The sequence below is a fragment of the Photobacterium lucens genome (assembly GCF_009873615.1).
GTDB lineage: Bacteria > Pseudomonadota > Gammaproteobacteria > Enterobacterales > Vibrionaceae > Photobacterium > Photobacterium lucens.
Map to the genome: position 1 here is coordinate 15,803 of NZ_SSMG01000268.1, position 17,983 is coordinate 33,785.

Here is a 17,983-nt window from a genome sequence, read left to right on the forward strand (position 1 = left end):
CGCAGCCCATCATGGCTGCGTTTTTTTATATGTAAGTAATGGAATACTTGTGTGAGATTTGTTTGGGATCTTTAGCGTAATTATTATCAGCAAATACGAAAGCGTTATCTGATTAAAGTACATTAGCACTAGCGTGCAGCATAGGTGACTAGTACATCATGCTGTTGGTAAGTGGATCACTTTGGATGAAGTTTTGACACTGCTTTTGCCTAATGAAAGAAGATAATGAGCTCAATGAATAGAAAAGTAACTTACTTTTTAATCCTTACCTTCTTAATGTCGTTTACGGCGCAATCGAGTGTGGGCTTTCAACAAAAACTCGAACATTGCCCCGATCCGGAAGTGAAAAAGCGTCTTTTAGCATTTGAGAACGATGGCATTGAAAAGGCGTGTTTTACTTACGATCTTGAGAAAGTTATCACTTATGCTGAGTCCTTCAAAGGCACCAAACATAAGATGGGAGGAATTGATAAAACGGGCATTGATTGCTCCGGTTTAGTCTATTCTGCTCATGCTAAATACGGTGTTCAGCTACCTCACTCATCTCAACAACAAGCACGATTTGGTTTGGTGATTCCAACGTTTTCTGAATTGAAAAGAGGTGATTTGGTGTTCTATTACAATTCTTATAAAACCGCTAATTTTATTACTCATGTAGGTATTTATTTAGGTCATGGAAAAATGCTCCATACCTCATCCTCAAAAGGGGTGATTATTAGTGATGTAGATGATAAGTACTATTGGGGAGAGCGTTTTCTGTTCGGAACAAGGTTGAATAAATAGATTTTTATATACGTTCAATCGTTCTACGCGAAAAGAGGTGAAACCCACGTGATTGCGTGGGTTTTTATGTCTCAAGGTTAGTCTTTAGTGGCTAAATGCAGGTGGACGTATTGGCGAATATAAGGGATGACATCTGCCTCAAACCACGGATTCTTTTTCAGCCAAATCGCATTGCGAGGTGATGGGTGCGGCAACGGAATATAACGTGGTGCCCATTGCTGCCATTGCTTTACGGTTTCCGTTAGCGTTTTGGGTTTATCTGGTAAATAGTAGTTTTGTGCATATTGCCCGATCAGCAATGTCATTCCTATATTCGGCATAAGATCGAGCACAGACTGATGCCACTGCGGTGCGCACTCTGGGCGAGGCGGTAAATCCCCTGTTTTGCCTTTTCCTGGATAACACAATCCCATCGGCATGATGGCAATGCGCTCTGGGTTATAAAAGGTGTCTTTATCCAGCCCTAACCATTGCCGTAGACGATCACCGCTAGGATCATTAAATGGGATCCCTGTTTGATGAACTTTTAATCCTGGTGCTTGCCCGATAAGTAATAGCTTGGCATTTGGGCTAAATTGAATCACTGGGCGCGGCTCTAGGTGATCTTTACAGATCTCACAGCATTTAATGAGATCGCATAAGTTATCAACTTGTGTCATTTAAATATTACCATTCAAAAATAGTTGCATTTTTAATATCCATCTTTGAAATCAATAAGATAATCTAGCTTTTGTTGCTGGTGAAAGCGTAGGTAATTGGTTTTAAATATCTCAACGACCTGTTCTGGAAAGCTTTCTGCTGCAATATGTGGCGTGATGCTGATCTTTGGATGATGCCAAAACAGATGATCTTCAGGGAGTGGTTCTTGTTTAAAGACATCTAAATAGGCATGAGCTAGGTGATTAGTATCAAGCGCTTTGATGAGATCACTTTCAATTACCGTATTTCCGCGACCGACATTAAAAAAGAGTGCTTGATGGCATCCTGACCAGATAGTACTGCTGAAAAGATCGCAGGTTTGTGCGGTTGCAGGCAAGGTTGAAACGATGATATCGGTATTATTGAGCGCATCACTGAGCTGCGTTATTGGGTAAATGGCATCAAATGCATTAGCAGAGCTTTCACCGCTTCGATTAACCCCGATAATGCGGCAGTTAAAGGCACTAGCGATAGTTGCTAAGGTACAACCGATACTGCCTGTGCCGATGATCACCATGGTTTTTGCACTTAATGATTGGTATGGGATCGGTTGCCACAGTGCTTGCTGTTGTTGCTGTTGGTATTGTGGAAAATGACGGTAGTAGTTAAGACATTGGCTAATCACATATTCCCCGATCAAGTGACCAAAACAGCCTTTAATATTGGTGAGTAAATAATCTTGGCGTAAGTCTGGCTGGATTAAAGCGTCAATACCTGCAAATGTCGATTGTAACCATTTTAATTGGGTGAATTGATGGAGTTGGTTTGCGATCAAAGGAGGATCCGCTAGAATTACGCTAGCTTGCGAAGGATCCTCGGTTAAGCAAAGATCCGGTAACTGGGCTTGTGCCAATAATTCGGTATAACGTTGTTGTTGCTTAGATATTACTGAAACTTTGATCATGCTTTTCCTTTTGCCTTATCCGTTTATCAAGTAAACTTCACCCCAAATCACTACTGTAGATTATCCCATGCTAAAAAATCCGATCCAGTTACGTTTAGAAAAATTAGAACCATGGCAGCACCTGACTTTTATGGTGTCTTTATGTGAACGCATGTACCCAAACTACGTGTTTTTCTGTGCAGAAACGGAGTTTGCGGATTCACATAAATATCGAGTGATCCTAGACAGTATTTGGGAAATCCTGACGGTTAAAAATGCCAAGATCAACTTTGAGAACCAACTAGAGAAACTAGAAGACATGGTTCCAAGTGAAGATGATTTTGATATTTATGCGGTAAGCCCTGCGATTGATGCATGTGTGGCGTTGGCGGATCTTCTTCATGCTATGTTGGATCGTGATCTGATGATGGAAACCGTGATCAAGCTAAGTGCATTATCTGTAGAGACGGTAGCGAACTTAGAATACGCGCAAACGGGTATTGAAATCACTAACGATAATCAAAAAGAAAATGAAGCGGTATGTGCAGAGTGGGATACCCAGTGGGCTATCTTCCGCGCATTAAAAGCAGCTGAAACCCGTGATATTGAACTGATCAAAGACCTACGTGCAGAGCTACGTGATGAACCAGTGAGTAACATTGGTATCGAGCTGTAAGTGATGTTCTCTATTTATAAAAAAGAGCCTAAGGGCTCTTTTTTTGTATCTAGGGAAAATGATTTATTTATCACCGAAATATATTTCGATATATAAGCAAAATTACGTATAAAAGATTACTAAATCTACAAATGTTTACCATTTGTATTGTTATGTTTGGTTTTTGTAAAGTTTATTGTTCTGGATTTAATGTTTAAAAGCAGTTTATATGACTGCTTGTTGGTTTAGGTTTGCACCATTCCACTTATTTTATTTTGGCTATTGTAATCCAATCCCATAGACGTTTATAACAGTAGCACGTCAAAACACATTGTTTATGGCATTAACGGTTTATTCACGAGGAGGAACAATGCAGACATTATCAGCAATGACATACGTTACTTGTTCTTACGAGCGTAAAGTGGCTGCACAATATGCAATGTGTGCAGACAATACACGTCAACTCCTCATGCTCTCTCTAACACGTATTTAGAGCTGGCAGCCTACATTTAAACATTACTGTCAGCTTGCGAAGAAGCTGATAGGCCTTTGAAACATTTCCCGTCTCGCTTCCTCCAAGCTGAAAGTCACAATCAAAGGAATACTATGTTAAGTGCACGCAATATAGCCGCTTTAGGCTTTATGACCTTCGCCATGTATTTGGGCGCAGGTAACCTAATTTTCCCTCCCTTTTTGGGCTACCAAGCAGGTGATAATTTCCTAAGTGGCATGCTGGGCTTTTTGCTTACAGGTGTGGGTTTACCTGCCATTGCACTGGTGATTGTCGCTTGGGTACGTGGTTCTGATAATTTAACAGCAGCACTACCTAAACCATTAGCAACTAGCTTTTGGGTCATGTTGTTCATTGTGATTGGTCCTGCGTTTATTATTCCGCGAACCATTACCGTGGCATATCAGTTTAGCTTAGCTCCGTTTATGGGGGATGCTGGACTTATTCCTTTCTCTGCCGCTTTCTGTGTTATTGCTATTTTATTCTCACTTTACCCGGGTAAGCTGGTGGATACATTAGGTAAGTGGTTAACACCAGTGTTGCTAACGATCCTCGGTGTGATGGCTATCACTGCGCTGTTATACCCATCAGGTTATGTGACAGATGCGACTGGTGCTTATGCGACAGGCGCGATGGCTGAAGGCTTAACCCAAGGTTATATGACTATGGATGCGTTAGGCTCGATTGGTTTTGGTTGGGTGATCTTCCGTGCCATTGAGGGAATGGGGGTTAAAGAGCCTAAAGCGATAGCTAAATACACCTTTATTGCAGCTTTAATGTATTCAAGTGCGATGGCGTTAGTGTATTTATCCTTGGCCTATATCGGTGTGACAAGTGAAGATCTTGGTTTGAACTTCACGAATGGTGGTGAGATCTTAACTGCGTTTACAAATGCTCACTTTGGTATGTTTGGTACGCTATTGCTAGGTATTGTGTTGGTACTGGCGTGTTTAACGACGGCGATTGGTGTGACAACAGCGGGCAGTGAGTTCTATAGTCGTACTTTTAAGCCTGTGACTTACCGTAAAAGTGTGATTGTGATTTTGGTGTTATCTGGGATCATTGCCAATGTAGGCTTATCACAGTTATTGAAAGTGACCTTGCCTGTAGTTGTGGCATTACATCCAATTGCGATTGCATTATTAATGATTGCACCGCTACGCCATCAGTTATCACAAAATATGGTTTTGGCAACGCTAGCGGTAGCATTGGTGTTTGGCTGTATTGATGCCGCACATATTCTTGAAGCGATGCCTGCGCATATTGATCAAGTATTAGAAGCGAATTTGCCGTTATATCATTATTACGCAGGCTGGATTTTACCAACAATGTTGACGCTGGTGGCTGGATTGGTGATGCATCGTGCTAGAGCGGGACGTCGAACGCTTGCCAAAGAGTGTTAACCACATTTTAGCGATAACAAAAAAGGGACCCGGAGGTCCCTTTTTTATGCTTAATGATTACTTGTCATCTTCATCATTATTTTCAATAACGCCGTGCTTTTTCTTCCACTTTTCCCAACGTTGGAAAGCCAGTTGCTGCATATCGGTGTTCTTATCAGCTTCATCGACAATCTCTTCGCCAACGAGGCTTTCAAAGATGTCTTCTAGGGTTACCAGACCTTGAACAGTACCGTATTCATCAACGATTAAGATCAGCTGGGAGCGTTCTTGCATCAGACGTTCAAAGGCTTTTGGTACACTGACGGTATTCATGATCACTGGCAGTGGACGCATTAGCGCTCCCAGTTCTTGACCGCCTTTACCTGCTTGGCTTTCAGCGAATAGCTCTAAGCGGTGTACGAAACCAACGATATTGTCGCTTTGCTCACTGTAAACCAGTGGGCGAGAGAACGGGCTGTCTTTATGCTTAGAGAGAAACTCATTAATGGTTTGCTCTGCATCGACACGGAACAATACCGGACGTGGTGTCATGATTTTTGTCACGCTGACATCACGGAATTGCAGCAGGTTGGTTAGGATTTTTGATTCACCTTCGCCTAATTCACCTGATTCGTGTGCAAGCAGTGCCATTGCCGAGATCTCGTCACGCAGTTTTGGTTGTTCATGACCGCGAGATAGACGACGAGTAATTTGCTCTGAAACCCATACCAGTGGGATCAGCAGTAGTACCATCCAACGCAGCATGCTTGCCGTTAGTGGTGCAAGCTGACGCCAGTACGTTGCACCAATGGTTTTTGGCACAATTTCAGACAGTAATAAGATACCAATGGTTAAGACACCAGAGAATACACCTAGCCATTCACTACCGAAAACGATAGTGGCTTGTGCACCTGCTGTTGCTGCACCAATGGTGTGAGCGATGGTGTTTAGCGTCAGAATAGAGGCTAATGGCCTGTCTATATTGTCTTTTAATGCCGTCAGTTTTGCCGCAGCAGGGTGGTTTTGCTGACGTAATGTGGCGATATAGCTTGGTGAAATACTAAGCAATACCGCTTCTAATACGGAACAAATAAACGAAACACCAATCGCAACGGTGATGTAAATCGTAAGGAGTACCATGTCAACCTATCAGTAAATTAGCGAATATTCGCTATATTAATCGGGGCTGGGCAGAATAAATACAACTGTTTTCATGTGGTTTTTAGTAACATTTTGTGAACTTGCGCTCAGATTGTGGTTAAAGAGTCCGCACCTGAGTCGATTAAAGCAGACAAACCTTTGCCACACGGGCTTCTTTTGAATTAGAGTTGTCCCGTCTTACGAAAAAACCTTAGAAGGGAAACCTAATGAACAAGACCCAACTGATTGACCTGATCGCAGAAAAAGCGGATCTATCTAAAGCACAAGCTAAAGCAGCTTTGGAATCAACTCTTGACGGCATTACTGATGCGCTAAAAGAAGGCGACCAGGTTCAACTAATTGGCTTTGGTACATTTAAAGTAAACCACCGTGCAGCACGCACTGGCCGTAACCCACAAACAGGTGCTGAAATTCAAATTGCTGCAGCTAACGTTCCTGCGTTCGTTGCTGGTAAAGCACTTAAAGATGCATTGAAGTAATTGTGATTCCGCCAGAATGAGTATCTCGTCTGGCGGTTTTTTTATGTCCCGAGTTTCATTACTTCTTATATCTCTTCTTCCTTTTGCTCTCTCTGGGTGTATCGCTGGTAACCTCGCTGACACTACTGCGCTACCTATCACTACCATCAATGTGGCTGAGCATCATGCTGACAGTACGGCTGTCTATTGGTATTCATCTCGTCAGGCGCAGCCTGAACGGCTTGGTGAGCGTGTTTACACTGACAAGCAAGGTGATTATCAAAGTGACTATCAATGGCAGTCAGGTAAGCTGATAACGCTGTTACAGCGGGGAACAAAGCGAGTGGATGGTCAGTTAGTGCCATTTTCATTGCAACTGCGTTTTGATAGCCAAGGTTTAGCTGTTTTTCAGCGTTATAAAGAAGCCGAGCATATTTTGCCTGTTACCATGAGTGAGATTGCGCTATTAAAGCAACGTAGTGATTTATTACGCCAGCGAATAGCAAGATTAGACAGAAAGCAGCAACGCTTTGTACAAGGCTATTGGCAACAGCAGCAGTTAATGTCTTGTGCAACACATCAGCCGTTACGTGTCTCCGATCCTGCATTGTTAGCGTCTTCTGCGCCAAATGGTTATTGGGCGGCAATAGGCAAAGAGAGTCAGGGGCGATTCACTGTCCAGCAAGTATTGCCACAGATAGATAGTCATAGCTGTTTATATGCGCCCAAGCTGATTGAGCTAGCTGATTAATTCTCTGATAGAAAAGAAAAACGCGCTTAAGACAGCGCGTTTTGTACTCTGGGGGAAAGAGCGAGTTTATTGTTGCTCACGGGCAATAGCACGGTAGCCAATATCATCACGATGGAACATGCCATCCCATGAGATTTGTTTTGCCAATGCATAAGCGCGTTGTTGAGCCTCTAGTACCGAGTCACCCATTGCGGTTGCACACAGCACACGACCACCGTTAGTGACGATATCGCCTTCATTGTTCGTTGTGCCAGCGTGGAAGACTTTCTCGCCTGCCACTTCTTGTTGTGGCAACCCTGAAATGACATCACCTTTGTTGTAGCTTGCAGGGTAGCCGCCCGCAGCCAATACAACACCGATAGCCGCACGTGGATCCCACTTTGATTCAACGGTATCGAGTTTTTCATCAATCGCCGCTAAACATAGCTCAACCAAATCAGACTGCATACGTAGCATGATTGGTTGGGTCTCAGGATCGCCAAAACGACAGTTATATTCGATCACTTTTGGCGTACCATCGCTCATGATCATCAGGCCGGCATAAAGGAAACCTGTGTAAGGTGCGCCTTCTGCAGCCATACCTTCAACGGTTGGGTAGATCACTTCTTTCATCACACGATCGTGGATTTCTTGTGTCACGACAGGGGCTGGAGAGTACGCACCCATACCGCCAGTGTTAGGGCCAGTATCGCCATTACCGACACGTTTATGATCTTGGCTGGTGGCCATAGGTAGAACGTTTTTACCGTCTACCATTACGATGAAACTGGCTTCTTCACCATCTAAGAATTCTTCGATAACCACAAGGTGACCAGCTTCGCCAAAGGCATTGCCAGCTAACATGTCTCGTACTGCATCTTCCGCTTCTTGCTCGGTCATCGCAACGATAACGCCTTTACCTGCCGCTAAGCCGTCTGCTTTTACTACAATCGGTGCGCCTTTTTGCTTTAAGTAAGCAAGGGCAGGTTCGATTTCAGTAAAGTTTTGGTATTCCGCCGTTGGAATGTTGTGGCGTGCAAGAAAGTCTTTCGTAAATGCTTTAGAGCCTTCAAGTTGAGCTGCTGCTTCTGTTGGGCCAAAAATAGGCAGCTTTGCTGCACGGAAGGCATCAACCACACCAATAACCAGTGGGGCTTCTGGGCCAACAATCGTCAGCTCAATCTGGTTGTTTTGCGCAAACTCAACTAACGCTGCAATATCTTCAATGCCAATTGCCACATTTTCTAGCTTTGGCTCTAATGCCGTACCTGCATTGCCTGGTGCAATAAATACAGTTTCTACTTGCGGGTTTTGCGCAACTTTCCAGCCTAGTGCGTGCTCACGACCGCCATTACCAATGATCAGTACTTTCATCATGTTCCCTTTGCGTACAGTAATAATTTTAACGCCCTAAGCATAGACGATATCACAGTACACTTTGATTGATTCAATAGAAGACTAAGGCGCTAACCGACGTTAACGCCTTGCTGAATTAGTGACGGAAATGACGCATGCCCGTAAACACCATTGCCATGCCGTGCTCATCGGCTGCGGCAATCACTTCGTCATCACGCATTGAGCCACCCGGTTGGATAACACAGGTGATGCCTGCTTCTGCTGCGGCATCAATACCGTCGCGGAATGGGAAGAAGGCATCAGATGCCATCACGCTGCCTGCGACTTCTAGGTTTTCGTCCGCAGCTTTAATGCCCGCAATTTTCGCAGAATACACGCGGCTCATTTGGCCTGCGCCGACACCAATGGTCATGTTACCTTTGGCGTAAACAATCGCATTTGATTTCACGTATTTCGCCACTTTCCAGCAAAATAGTGCATCACGTAGCTCTTCTTCTGTTGGTTGACGCTTGGTGACGACGGTTAAATCGCTTAGTGATACCATGCCTTGATCACGGTCTTGCACCAGTAAACCACCGTTTACTCGTTTAACGTCAAAGCCAGTTGTCTTGGTTGACCATTCGCCACACTCAAGTAGGCGTAGGTTTTTCTTGGTTGCAACAACCGCTGCTGCTTCTGCTGATACTTTCGGTGCGATGATCACTTCAACGAATTGACGATCAACAATTGCTTGAGCCGTTGCTGCATCAAGCTCACCGTTAAATGCGATGATGCCGCCAAAAGCAGAGGTTGGGTCTGTTTTGTAAGCGCGATCGTACGCTTCAAGCAAGTTAGCACCGAGTGCAACACCACAAGGGTTAGCGTGTTTTACAATCACACATGCTGGTAGGTCGAACTCTTTCACACACTCAAGTGCCGCATCAGTATCTGCGATGTTGTTGTATGACAGTGCTTTACCTTGAAGTTGCGTCGCTGTTGCCACAGATGCTTCTTGTGGGTTGGCTTCAACATAGAATGCGGCTGCTTGGTGACTGTTTTCACCGTAGCGCATGTCTTGTTTTTTCTCGAACTGTTGGTTGAAAGTGCGTGGGAATTTAGACTCCTCGTCACCTTCTTTATTGTCACCGTATGATGGCACCATAGTACCGAAGTAGTTAGCAATCATACCGTCGTAAGCGGCAGTGTGTTCAAATGCAGAAATCGCTAAATCGAAACGGGTTGCGTGCGTTAGCGAACCATCGTTTGCGCTCATTTCAGTCAGTACGCGATCGTAATCATGTGCATTAACCACGATAGTCACATCTTTGTGGTTTTTCGCTGCAGAACGTACCATTGTTGGCCCACCAATATCGATGTTCTCAACGGCGTCTTCTAAAGTACAGCCAGCTTTAGCCACTGTTTCAGCGAATGGGTAAAGGTTAACGACTACCATATCGATAGGGTTGATACCGTGTGTTTCCATCACTTCGTCATCGGTGCCACGACGACCTAATACGCCACCATGTACTTTCGGGTGAAGGGTTTTAACACGGCCATCCATCATTTCAGGGAAACCGGTGTAATCAGAAACTTCAGTGACTTGAATGTTTTTCTCGGCAAGTAAACGAGCGGTACCGCCAGTAGATAAGATTTCTACGCCGCGGTTGGCAAGAGCCTGTGCGAATTCCACAATACCTGTTTTGTCTGATACGCTGATCAGCGCACGGCGAATAGGACGAGCGTTTTCCATTGCTACTATCTCTTTTAATTACACGGTGAATAGAATATTTCCCAAGGCCAAGCTGAGGTTTACCAAATTGGGTTTGGGAAATATCCTGAGTTTCATCACATCTATGAAGAGGTGGTGACGGCAACAGCGATTTATCAATAATGGTCATTATGTGCGTAATGTGACCGTTATTTTACATGAATAGGAATATTACGCAAACGTTTGCTTTTGTGGTTGGTGGCAGGAGATAGCAGCAAGATGGCGATGTATTTAATTGGGCAATTAGCGAAGTTGTGCCAAGTCAGCAGTGACACATTACGGTTTTATGAGAAGAATAATTTGCTGCAACCGGCTGGACGTAGCGAGAGTGGTTATCGTTTATATAGTGAGGATAATCTATCGCGGGTGAAATTTATTTTGCGTGCGAAATCAATTGGTTTGAGCTTGGATGAAATTCGTGAATTGCTCGATATTCGCTTGGAAGCCAGTCAACATAGTTGCGCTGAAGTGAAAGCGATCACTCAGGCCAAGCTTGATGAAGTTGATATGAAGATAAAAGAGTTAACTCGTATTCGCACCGCATTAAAGAAGATCAATGATGCGTGTTGTGGTCATGTGGATGACAATGCGAGCCACTGTTCGATTTTAGGTGCCCTGAATGATAGTAGTGAGATCAATGAGCCAGCTATCGATGAACCTAAAGCATGCTGTTCAAGGCACGAGAAATCAGAGCATTAATTATTTGGTCGCTTCTTTTGCATTATGGATAGCATCTTTGGTGGTATCACGGAAGAAGTGACCAGTAGCACGGGTTGCATCACGGGTCGCATGGCCAATATCTCTGAAACCATCTTTAATATTTTGCTTGTCGCTGCTGGTACAACCTACTAATGGCAATGAAGCTATCAGCAGGATTGTTAAAACGCGTTTATTTAACATCTGAGATCCCTCAATAAAATTCTGATGCTTAGTGTAGCGTTTTTTTATCATGAACCAAGTTAAATTCATGTCATGAATATCTCGGCTCAGGGCATTATTTTTCATTAGGGCATTGCGAAATTTTGTGATAATTTCCAATCAATAACACGAATTAGAGATAAGGAAAGTCGATGTTAAAAGTGAATGAATATTTTGATGGCCAAGTAAAATCTGTGGGTTTTGAGTCTGCTGGCGATCATGCAAGTGTGGGTGTCATGGTACCGGGTGAATACACTTTTGGTACAGCTGCACCGGAGCGTATGACTGTGGTTAAAGGTGCGCTGATTGTTAAGCTTCCAGGTCATGTTGATTGGGAAACTTACAATGCAGGTGATGACTTTGAAGTCCCTGGCGACAGTTCATTTAACGTGAAAGTTTTAGAAACAACAGCTTATCTTTGTGATTACCTATAATCGCAAGTAAGAAACAAAAAGCTTCGCTACGGCGGAGCTTTTTTGTTTTTGAGTATGTTCATTTCATTAGGCCGATCCACGCTCGATCAGCTGTGGCATTAAGATCAAACGCTGAACATCATCGTTATGATTGGTCATTTTTGCCAGTAATCGCTGTGCCGCTTTTTCGCCAATGAGCCTTGTTGGTGAGCTGATCATGGTCAATGTCGGTTGAGTTAAGGTTGCCTCTGGCGTGTCATCGAAGCCAATTACTCCTACTTGTTGACCGATATAGTTATCTTTTCCGACGCTTTTACCAACTCGTTGAATACCATATATCGCACCGAGTGCAATCGCAGGGCGGTGGCATAACAGCGCTGTAATTTTAGGGTGCTGAGTCAGCAGTTGTTGAACACTATCTGCCGCTTGGCTTTGGTTGTTGCCTGTCTCGACAACCCATTCATTTTTAAATGGTAATCCGTACTGCATTAATGTGGTGCAATAGCCGCCAATGCGCTCGGCACGGGTTAATGAATCACAAAATCCTCCCACATAGGCAATATGACGATGACCTTGCTCGATCAAATGTTGGGTTGCTATGACCGCTGCTTGGCTATTATCGGGGCCAATGTAATCGACCTCATTATTAACCGCTGCCCGAGCTAAACATACCGCAGGAATGCCGGCTTGCTTTGTCATTTCAAGCACTTGGCTGGTGGCTTCTCGCACAGGACTAAATGCGATACCCGCAACACCTTGTTGGATCATCGATTGCACACATTGGATCAACTTATCGGCTTGATGATTGGATTGAGCAAGAAACAACATATGATCGTGCTTTTCCAGTTCAGCACTTAATCCAGCGGTGACTTCGTTATAAAACGGATCGGTAATATCCGCTAAGATCAAACCGATCAAATTAGAGTGATGGGATCGTAAGTTGGCTGCAGCGTTATTTCGCACATAACCCAGTGCTTCAACCGCTTTATTGACTTTATTGATAGTCGATTCTGATATTCGCCCTTTATTGCTGAGCACCAGAGAGACGGTTGAAACAGAAACCCCCGCATATTCAGCGACATCGGTGATTTTTACTTTGGTTAACTTCGCCATTCGTTAGTTAATTACCCTGTTTTTATTTATTAATATAAAACGTTATCTCTGTGGTTTAGATATTAACAGGATCACATTTTTGAAAATGGCTTTTCATTCGAAATATGTTCCGTGATCTGTATACAGATAAAACTTGGTAAAACGTTTTATCATTTATTTCGTGATTCAGCAAAAGCGTTGGCAGAAGTTTAGAGCTCATCTTCGTCGACGTTTTTTTTCAGCAAAGTGATAAAACGTTTTACCACTTTGTTTTTGACGAAGATAAATCTGTGATTAGGTGACGATAATGTCAAAATCTGCAAATAAAACAACGCTGTGGGAATTCTTCCAAAGTCTAGGAAAAACCTTCATGCTGCCTGTAGCACTACTGGCGTTCTCAGGTATTTTACTCGGTATTGGTAGCTCGTTATCAAGTGCGGCGGTGAAAGAAAGTATGCCGTTCCTTGATAATACCGTGTTGCAATTGCTGTTTATGTGGATGACCAAAATTGGTTTAGTCGCGTTCATTTACTTGCCTATTATGTTCGCGGTGGCGATCCCATTAGGCTTAGCCCGTGAAGAGAAAGGCGTGGCGGCTTTTGCCGGTTTCGTTGGTTATGCAGCCTTAAACTTATCAATTAACTTCTACTTAACGGTCGCTGGGGTATTGGGCAATGCGACAGAAGAAAAAGCCTACGGTGTAAAATCGATCCTCGGTATAGAGTCGATTGATACTGGTATTTTAGGGGCGGTGATCGTCGGTATTATCGTGGCGAAATTACATGCTCGCTTCTACACCTACAAAATGCCAGATGCATTAGCTTTCTTCGGTGGTGCTCGTTTTGTGCCTATTATCTCAACCCTAACGTTAGGTGTCGTGGGTCTATTAGTACCACTGATTTGGCCGTACTTTGCGATGGGGATTAATGGGATCGGTAGCTTGATCTCTCACTCAGGCCCATTTGGTCCATTCCTATTCGGTACTGGTGAGCGTCTGTTACTGCCATTTGGTCTGCATCACATTCTAGTGGCATTAGTTCGCTTTACTGAAGCGGGCGGTACGATGGATGTGTGTGGTAACACGGTAAGTGGTGCACTGAATATTTTCTACGCTGAGCTTTCTTGTTCGACAACTAATGGTTTCTCTTACTCAGCAACATCATTCTTATCACAAGGTAAAATGCCAGCATTTCTTGGTGGCTTACCGGGTGCAGCATTGGCAATGTACCACTGTGCACGTGTTGAAAATCGTAGCAAAGTAAAAGCGTTATTATTATCCGGTGTTGTGGCATGTATCGTCGGTGGTATCACTGAGCCGCTAGAGTTCTTGTTCTTATTCGTTGCGCCTGCGCTGTACTTTATCCATGCGATCCTCACCGGTATTGGTTTTATGGTGATGCACTTACTGGGTGTGACCATTGGTAATACAGACGGCAACATTATTGATTTCTTGATCTTCGGTGTACTGCAAGGCACTGCAACTAAGTGGTATTTAGTACCTGTCGTTGCTGCGGTATGGTTTGTGATGTACTACAGCGTGTTCCGCTTTGCGATCACTCGCTTTAATCTAAAAACACCGGGTCGAGAAGTGGCGGATGTGAAAGAAGAATTAGCGTTTGCTGAAGGTGGTGAGAAAACGACGGGTTATAAAGGTGACATTATTCTTAATGCACTCGGTGGTGCTGCGAATATCACCTCGCTTGATAACTGTATTACACGCTTACGTTTATCGGTTAATGATATGAGTTTGGTGAACGATGCGGTGTTAAAAGCGAACGGTGCTTTAGGTGTCGTCAAGCTCGATGAGCATAACCTGCAAGTCGTTATTGGGCCTCAGGTTCACATGGTGAAAAATGAAATGCAGAGTTTAATGCCAGCAACGGCATAAGGTTATGGCGGAGCCTAGTGCTCCGCTTTTCTGCTTTTGTATCTCTGTTTTAATTAGTTTCGAGAGGTTGTTATGTTTGATTTTTCGACCCCAGTCAACCGTTATGGCACTTACTGCACGCAGTGGGATTATGTCGAAGATCGCTTTGGTGAGGCTGACTTATTACCCTTTACCATTTCAGACATGGATTTCGCCATTGCCCCTTGTATTGAGCAAGCCTTATCTGAGCGTTTAGCACATGGTGTATTTGGCTATAGCCGTTGGAACCATGATGATTTTAAATCAGCGATCACTGGCTGGTTTGCTCGTCGTTATCATAGCCAAATCAATCCTGATCATATTGTCTATGGTCCCTCGGTGATTTACATCATTGCGCAATTAGTGATGCAGTGGACCAAACAAGGTGAAGGCGTGCTTATTCACACTCCAGCTTATGATGCATTTGGCAATATGTTAGCGGCTAATGATCGTTTAATGCTAACTAGCCCGTTATTAAAAACGGCGGGTGGCAGTTATGAGATTGACTGGGCACAGTTTGAAGCACAAGCAGCTAAAGTTGAATGTAAGGTTTTGCTGCTGTGTAGCCCCCAAAACCCAACAGGGCGAGTATGGACTCGTGATGAGCTCAAGCGTATGGCGCAGATCTGTCAGCAGCATCACGTGAAAGTGATCTCAGATGATATCCACATGGACATGGCATTTAACGATTATATTCCGTGGTCTGAAGTGGCTGTTGATGATAACTGGGCACTCGTCTCGTCTGGCTCTAAATCATTTAATATTCCAGCCCTAACTGGGGCGTATGGGTTTATCGCCAATGCCGAGGTGCGTGATCGTTACCTGACACAATTAAAAGCAGCCCATGGTTTATCATCTCCCTCGATCCTTGGCGTGATTGGGCATATTGCCGCTTATAACCACGGTGAAGCATGGCTAGTGAGTTTAAAAGACTACCTGCAAGCAAACCTTTGTTATGTGGCAGAGCAGCTTAATCAGGCGTTTCCAGAGCTTAATTATCAAGTGCCAGAAGGGACGTATTTAGCGTGGATCGACCTAACACCACTGAATATCGATATGGATGCGTTACAGCAACGTTTAATTCGTCATTACAAAGTAGCGATCATGCGTGGTGATACTTATGGCAAAGAAGGACAAGGCTATGTACGACTGAATGTCGGATCTCCTCGCAGTAAAGTTGAAACGGGTTTACAAGCACTGATCAGCGCATTGCATGACGTAGCAAAATAACTATCTATTTGTGGTTGATAACGATAAGAAAGCTTCGCTACGGCGGAGCTTTTTTGTGTCTACTGCGTGGTTAGTTTAAGTGATTGAGTGTTATATCAGTTACCTATAATTATGACACTTTACGCATATATTAAAATTTAACAATTTATCTAATGAGAAAGCATTATAGTAAAGCTATTTAGCAAGGTTGATATCTAGTTAATCACACCTAACGTGTTGATTTATGCTGTTTAGAACCTAATTGATCTTGTGCGTTATAGAGAAAGTATTCACGACTAAACGTCATAAGTAGAATTAGGGAGGTTCTATGAATCTATCACTCACTCATGCTTCTATTAGTGCTAAAGCTTGGATCATTTGGCTGCTTTTTGCTATTGGCCTCATTACCATTTCGGTTTTAAATATTTCTTCGACCAATCAGCACATGCGTGCCAATTATGAGCGTGGTATTAAGCAGATCGTTGAAGGGGCGGTTGGCGTGGTGAAGCATTATCATACCCTTAGTGCCAATGGCACGTTAAGCGAAGAAGAAGCACAAAAGCAGGCGTTAGCTGCAATTAATGCTATGCGCTTTGACGGTGGTAATTATATTTTCGGTGGGAACCGAGAAGGCTATCAAATCGCTACACGTTTTGATGAGATGATGGGAACAGACATTCTTTCATTAGAAGATGGCAATGGACGGCGCTTTGTGGAAGAGCTTTACAGTGTTGGTAAGCAGGGGGGCGGCTTTGTTGATTACATGTGGAAGTCATCTTCTGATCCTAATCAGCTGATTTTAAAAACCAGTTATGCCGATTACTTTCACCCTTGGGGCTGGATGATTGGCGCAGGGATCAACATCAAAGCATTAAATAAAGACATTCAAGAAACCCAGTGGTTATCGTTTATCAATGTTGCTGTGATCTTGGTGATACTGTCATTGTTTATGGTGTTCTTTATTCGCAGTATTACCCAGCCAATAAACAAAACCGTGGCGGCGATGCGTGATCTCTCTGTCGGTGAAGGCGATTTAACCCAACGCTTAAAAGAAGAAGGCAGTCCCGAGTTAATTGCATTAGCTAAACACTTTAACCGTTTTGTTAGCTCCATTCAGACCATCATGCATAGCATCAGTGATGCTGGCTCTCAGCTTACCCAATCTTCCCGTTGTCTTTCCCAATCTGTGTTATCTGTTGATGCTAATCTCAATCAGCAAAAAGAAGATACTGATCAGCTGGTGGGCTCAATGAGTGAAATGCTCACTGCGGTTGAAGAAATTGCAGGAAGAACGGTAGATGCCAGTGATTTTAGTGTTGAAGCGGCAAAACAAACCGAAGCGAGTAAAGCGATCATTCAACGTAATATTGAAGAGTCACAATTGTTGGCGTTAGATATTGGCGAAGCCAGCGAAGTGATTACCCAACTTGCCACAGATAGTCGTAATGTTGATACGGTCTTGGAAGTGATCCGAGGCATTGCAGAGCAAACCAATCTATTGGCACTTAATGCTGCAATAGAAGCGGCGAGGGCGGGTGAAGCAGGTCGAGGCTTTGCTGTGGTTGCAGATGAGGTAAGAACGCTGTCACAGCGCACACAGGAGTCTACTGTTGAAATTCAAACCATCATTGAGAAACTGCAAGAAGGGGCTGAGAAAGCTGTCGGCGTGATGAATAAAGGGGCTGAAAAAGCGAAAAATGCTTCTACCATTTCGGCATCAGCTGGTGAAGCGTTGAATTTGATTGTGGAAGAGGTTCATGCCATTCAGGGAATGAACGAGCAGATCTCAGCGGCGACAGAGCAACAGTCATTAACCGTAAATTGTATTAATCAAAATGTGTCGAGTTTAAATGACAGCTCAATCTCGCTCTCTTCAGAGTCGAGCCAGTTATCATCATCAAGCGAGGAACTAAATCAAATCTCAGAAGATCTGATGGTAACGATTCAGCGCTTTAAGCTGCATTAAAAACACCTAACGTTAAGATAATAAAAAAGCCATACCTTGATGTGACCCCATAAAGTTGGACATTTCGGTTAAGCGGCTTGTAAGGCCTGATTTCGATATTCAATCGGAGTCAGG

General features: G+C 43.7%; 18 protein-coding genes. 11 read left to right on the forward strand and 7 right to left on the reverse strand.

What is annotated here, in order from left to right:
• The first annotated feature begins 234 nt into the window (after nucleotides 1–234).
• Complete coding sequence (locus E5A76_RS11395) at nucleotides 235–783, forward strand: C40 family peptidase (RefSeq protein ID WP_161119005.1); 549 nt, start codon at nucleotides 235–237, stop codon at nucleotides 781–783.
• Between the two features lie 77 nt (nucleotides 784–860).
• Here E5A76_RS11395 and E5A76_RS11400 read toward each other — a convergent pair whose 3' ends face one another.
• Nucleotides 861–1,442, reverse strand: a complete 582-nt coding sequence (locus E5A76_RS11400) for a uracil-DNA glycosylase family protein (protein ID WP_161119006.1) — start codon at nucleotides 1,440–1,442, stop codon at nucleotides 861–863.
• Nucleotides 1,443–1,474: 32 nt separating this feature from the next.
• Complete coding sequence (locus tag E5A76_RS11405) at nucleotides 1,475–2,386, reverse strand: D-2-hydroxyacid dehydrogenase (protein WP_161119007.1); 912 nt, start codon at nucleotides 2,384–2,386, stop codon at nucleotides 1,475–1,477.
• A gap of 67 nt (nucleotides 2,387–2,453) precedes the next feature.
• Here E5A76_RS11405 and E5A76_RS11410 point away from each other — a divergent pair, with 67 nt between their 5' ends.
• The 3 genes from E5A76_RS11410 to brnQ all read left to right on the forward strand — a co-directional run bounded on the left by E5A76_RS11410 (nucleotide 2,454) and on the right by brnQ (nucleotide 4,934).
• Complete coding sequence (locus E5A76_RS11410) at nucleotides 2,454–3,041, forward strand: YjaG family protein (protein WP_053987614.1); 588 nt, start codon at nucleotides 2,454–2,456, stop codon at nucleotides 3,039–3,041.
• A 349-nt stretch (nucleotides 3,042–3,390) separates the two neighbouring features.
• Entirely contained in the window at nucleotides 3,391–3,513 is a 123-nt protein-coding gene (locus E5A76_RS20675) for a hypothetical protein (protein ID WP_262383654.1), read from the forward strand.
• 113 nt (nucleotides 3,514–3,626) lie between these two features.
• Nucleotides 3,627–4,934 carry a branched-chain amino acid transport system II carrier protein gene (gene brnQ, locus E5A76_RS11415; RefSeq protein WP_161119008.1) on the forward strand — a complete coding sequence of 436 codons (1,308 nt, stop codon included), beginning with the start codon at nucleotides 3,627–3,629 and terminating at the stop codon, nucleotides 4,932–4,934.
• Between the two features lie 57 nt (nucleotides 4,935–4,991).
• Here brnQ and E5A76_RS11420 read toward each other — a convergent pair whose 3' ends face one another.
• Complete coding sequence (locus E5A76_RS11420; RefSeq protein ID WP_053987616.1) at nucleotides 4,992–6,053, reverse strand: CNNM domain-containing protein; 1,062 nt, start codon at nucleotides 6,051–6,053, stop codon at nucleotides 4,992–4,994.
• Nucleotides 6,054–6,280: 227 nt separating this feature from the next.
• Here E5A76_RS11420 and hupA point away from each other — a divergent pair, with 227 nt between their 5' ends.
• Nucleotides 6,281–6,553, forward strand: coding sequence for a nucleoid-associated protein HU-alpha (hupA, locus tag E5A76_RS11425; RefSeq protein ID WP_008986039.1), 273 nt, complete (start codon nucleotides 6,281–6,283; stop codon nucleotides 6,551–6,553).
• A 43-nt stretch (nucleotides 6,554–6,596) separates the two neighbouring features.
• Nucleotides 6,597–7,283 (forward strand): DUF1481 domain-containing protein, encoded by a 687-nt coding sequence (locus E5A76_RS11430; RefSeq protein WP_237459260.1) that lies wholly within the window; start codon nucleotides 6,597–6,599, stop codon nucleotides 7,281–7,283.
• Nucleotides 7,284–7,349: 66 nt separating this feature from the next.
• On the opposite strand, the gene purD is transcribed toward E5A76_RS11430, so the two are convergent.
• Together purD and purH are read right to left on the reverse strand one after the other, a co-directional pair.
• The gene (gene purD / locus E5A76_RS11435) at nucleotides 7,350–8,636 is read right to left on the reverse strand and encodes a phosphoribosylamine--glycine ligase (protein WP_161119010.1); all 1,287 of its coding nucleotides are present in this window, start codon (nucleotides 8,634–8,636) and stop codon (nucleotides 7,350–7,352) included.
• 118 nt (nucleotides 8,637–8,754) lie between these two features.
• On the reverse strand, nucleotides 8,755–10,347 hold the full coding sequence (purH, locus tag E5A76_RS11440; RefSeq protein WP_161119011.1) for a bifunctional phosphoribosylaminoimidazolecarboxamide formyltransferase/IMP cyclohydrolase: 1,593 nt from the start codon (nucleotides 10,345–10,347) through the stop codon (nucleotides 8,755–8,757).
• A gap of 243 nt (nucleotides 10,348–10,590) precedes the next feature.
• Here purH and zntR point away from each other — a divergent pair, with 243 nt between their 5' ends.
• Nucleotides 10,591–11,064: a Zn(2+)-responsive transcriptional regulator gene (zntR, locus tag E5A76_RS11445; protein WP_053987654.1), complete on the forward strand. Its 474-nt coding sequence runs from the start codon at nucleotides 10,591–10,593 to the stop codon at nucleotides 11,062–11,064.
• On the opposite strand, the gene E5A76_RS11450 is transcribed toward zntR, so the two are convergent.
• Nucleotides 11,065–11,265, reverse strand: coding sequence for a hypothetical protein (locus tag E5A76_RS11450; protein ID WP_053987620.1), 201 nt, complete (start codon nucleotides 11,263–11,265; stop codon nucleotides 11,065–11,067). It abuts the gene before it with no gap.
• Nucleotides 11,266–11,435: 170 nt separating this feature from the next.
• Between E5A76_RS11450 and ppnP the strand changes: the two genes are divergently transcribed.
• Nucleotides 11,436–11,717 (forward strand): pyrimidine/purine nucleoside phosphorylase, encoded by a 282-nt coding sequence (gene ppnP / locus E5A76_RS11455; RefSeq protein ID WP_053987621.1) that lies wholly within the window; start codon nucleotides 11,436–11,438, stop codon nucleotides 11,715–11,717.
• 66 nt (nucleotides 11,718–11,783) lie between these two features.
• Here the strand turns inward: ppnP and malI are convergent, their stop codons facing one another.
• A complete protein-coding gene (malI, locus tag E5A76_RS11460; RefSeq protein ID WP_161119012.1) occupies nucleotides 11,784–12,809 on the reverse strand; it encodes a Mal regulon transcriptional regulator MalI in 1,026 nt (341 codons plus the stop codon).
• Nucleotides 12,810–13,095: 286 nt separating this feature from the next.
• Between malI and malX the strand changes: the two genes are divergently transcribed.
• From malX to E5A76_RS11475, 3 genes are all read left to right on the forward strand, one after another.
• Entirely contained in the window at nucleotides 13,096–14,676 is a 1,581-nt protein-coding gene (gene malX, locus E5A76_RS11465) for a maltose/glucose-specific PTS transporter subunit IIBC (protein WP_161119013.1), read from the forward strand.
• A gap of 72 nt (nucleotides 14,677–14,748) precedes the next feature.
• A complete protein-coding gene (locus tag E5A76_RS11470) occupies nucleotides 14,749–15,924 on the forward strand; it encodes a MalY/PatB family protein (protein WP_161119014.1) in 1,176 nt (391 codons plus the stop codon).
• Nucleotides 15,925–16,231: 307 nt separating this feature from the next.
• Entirely contained in the window at nucleotides 16,232–17,869 is a 1,638-nt protein-coding gene (locus tag E5A76_RS11475; protein ID WP_053987625.1) for a methyl-accepting chemotaxis protein, read from the forward strand.
• The last annotated feature ends 114 nt before the right edge of the window (nucleotides 17,870–17,983 follow it).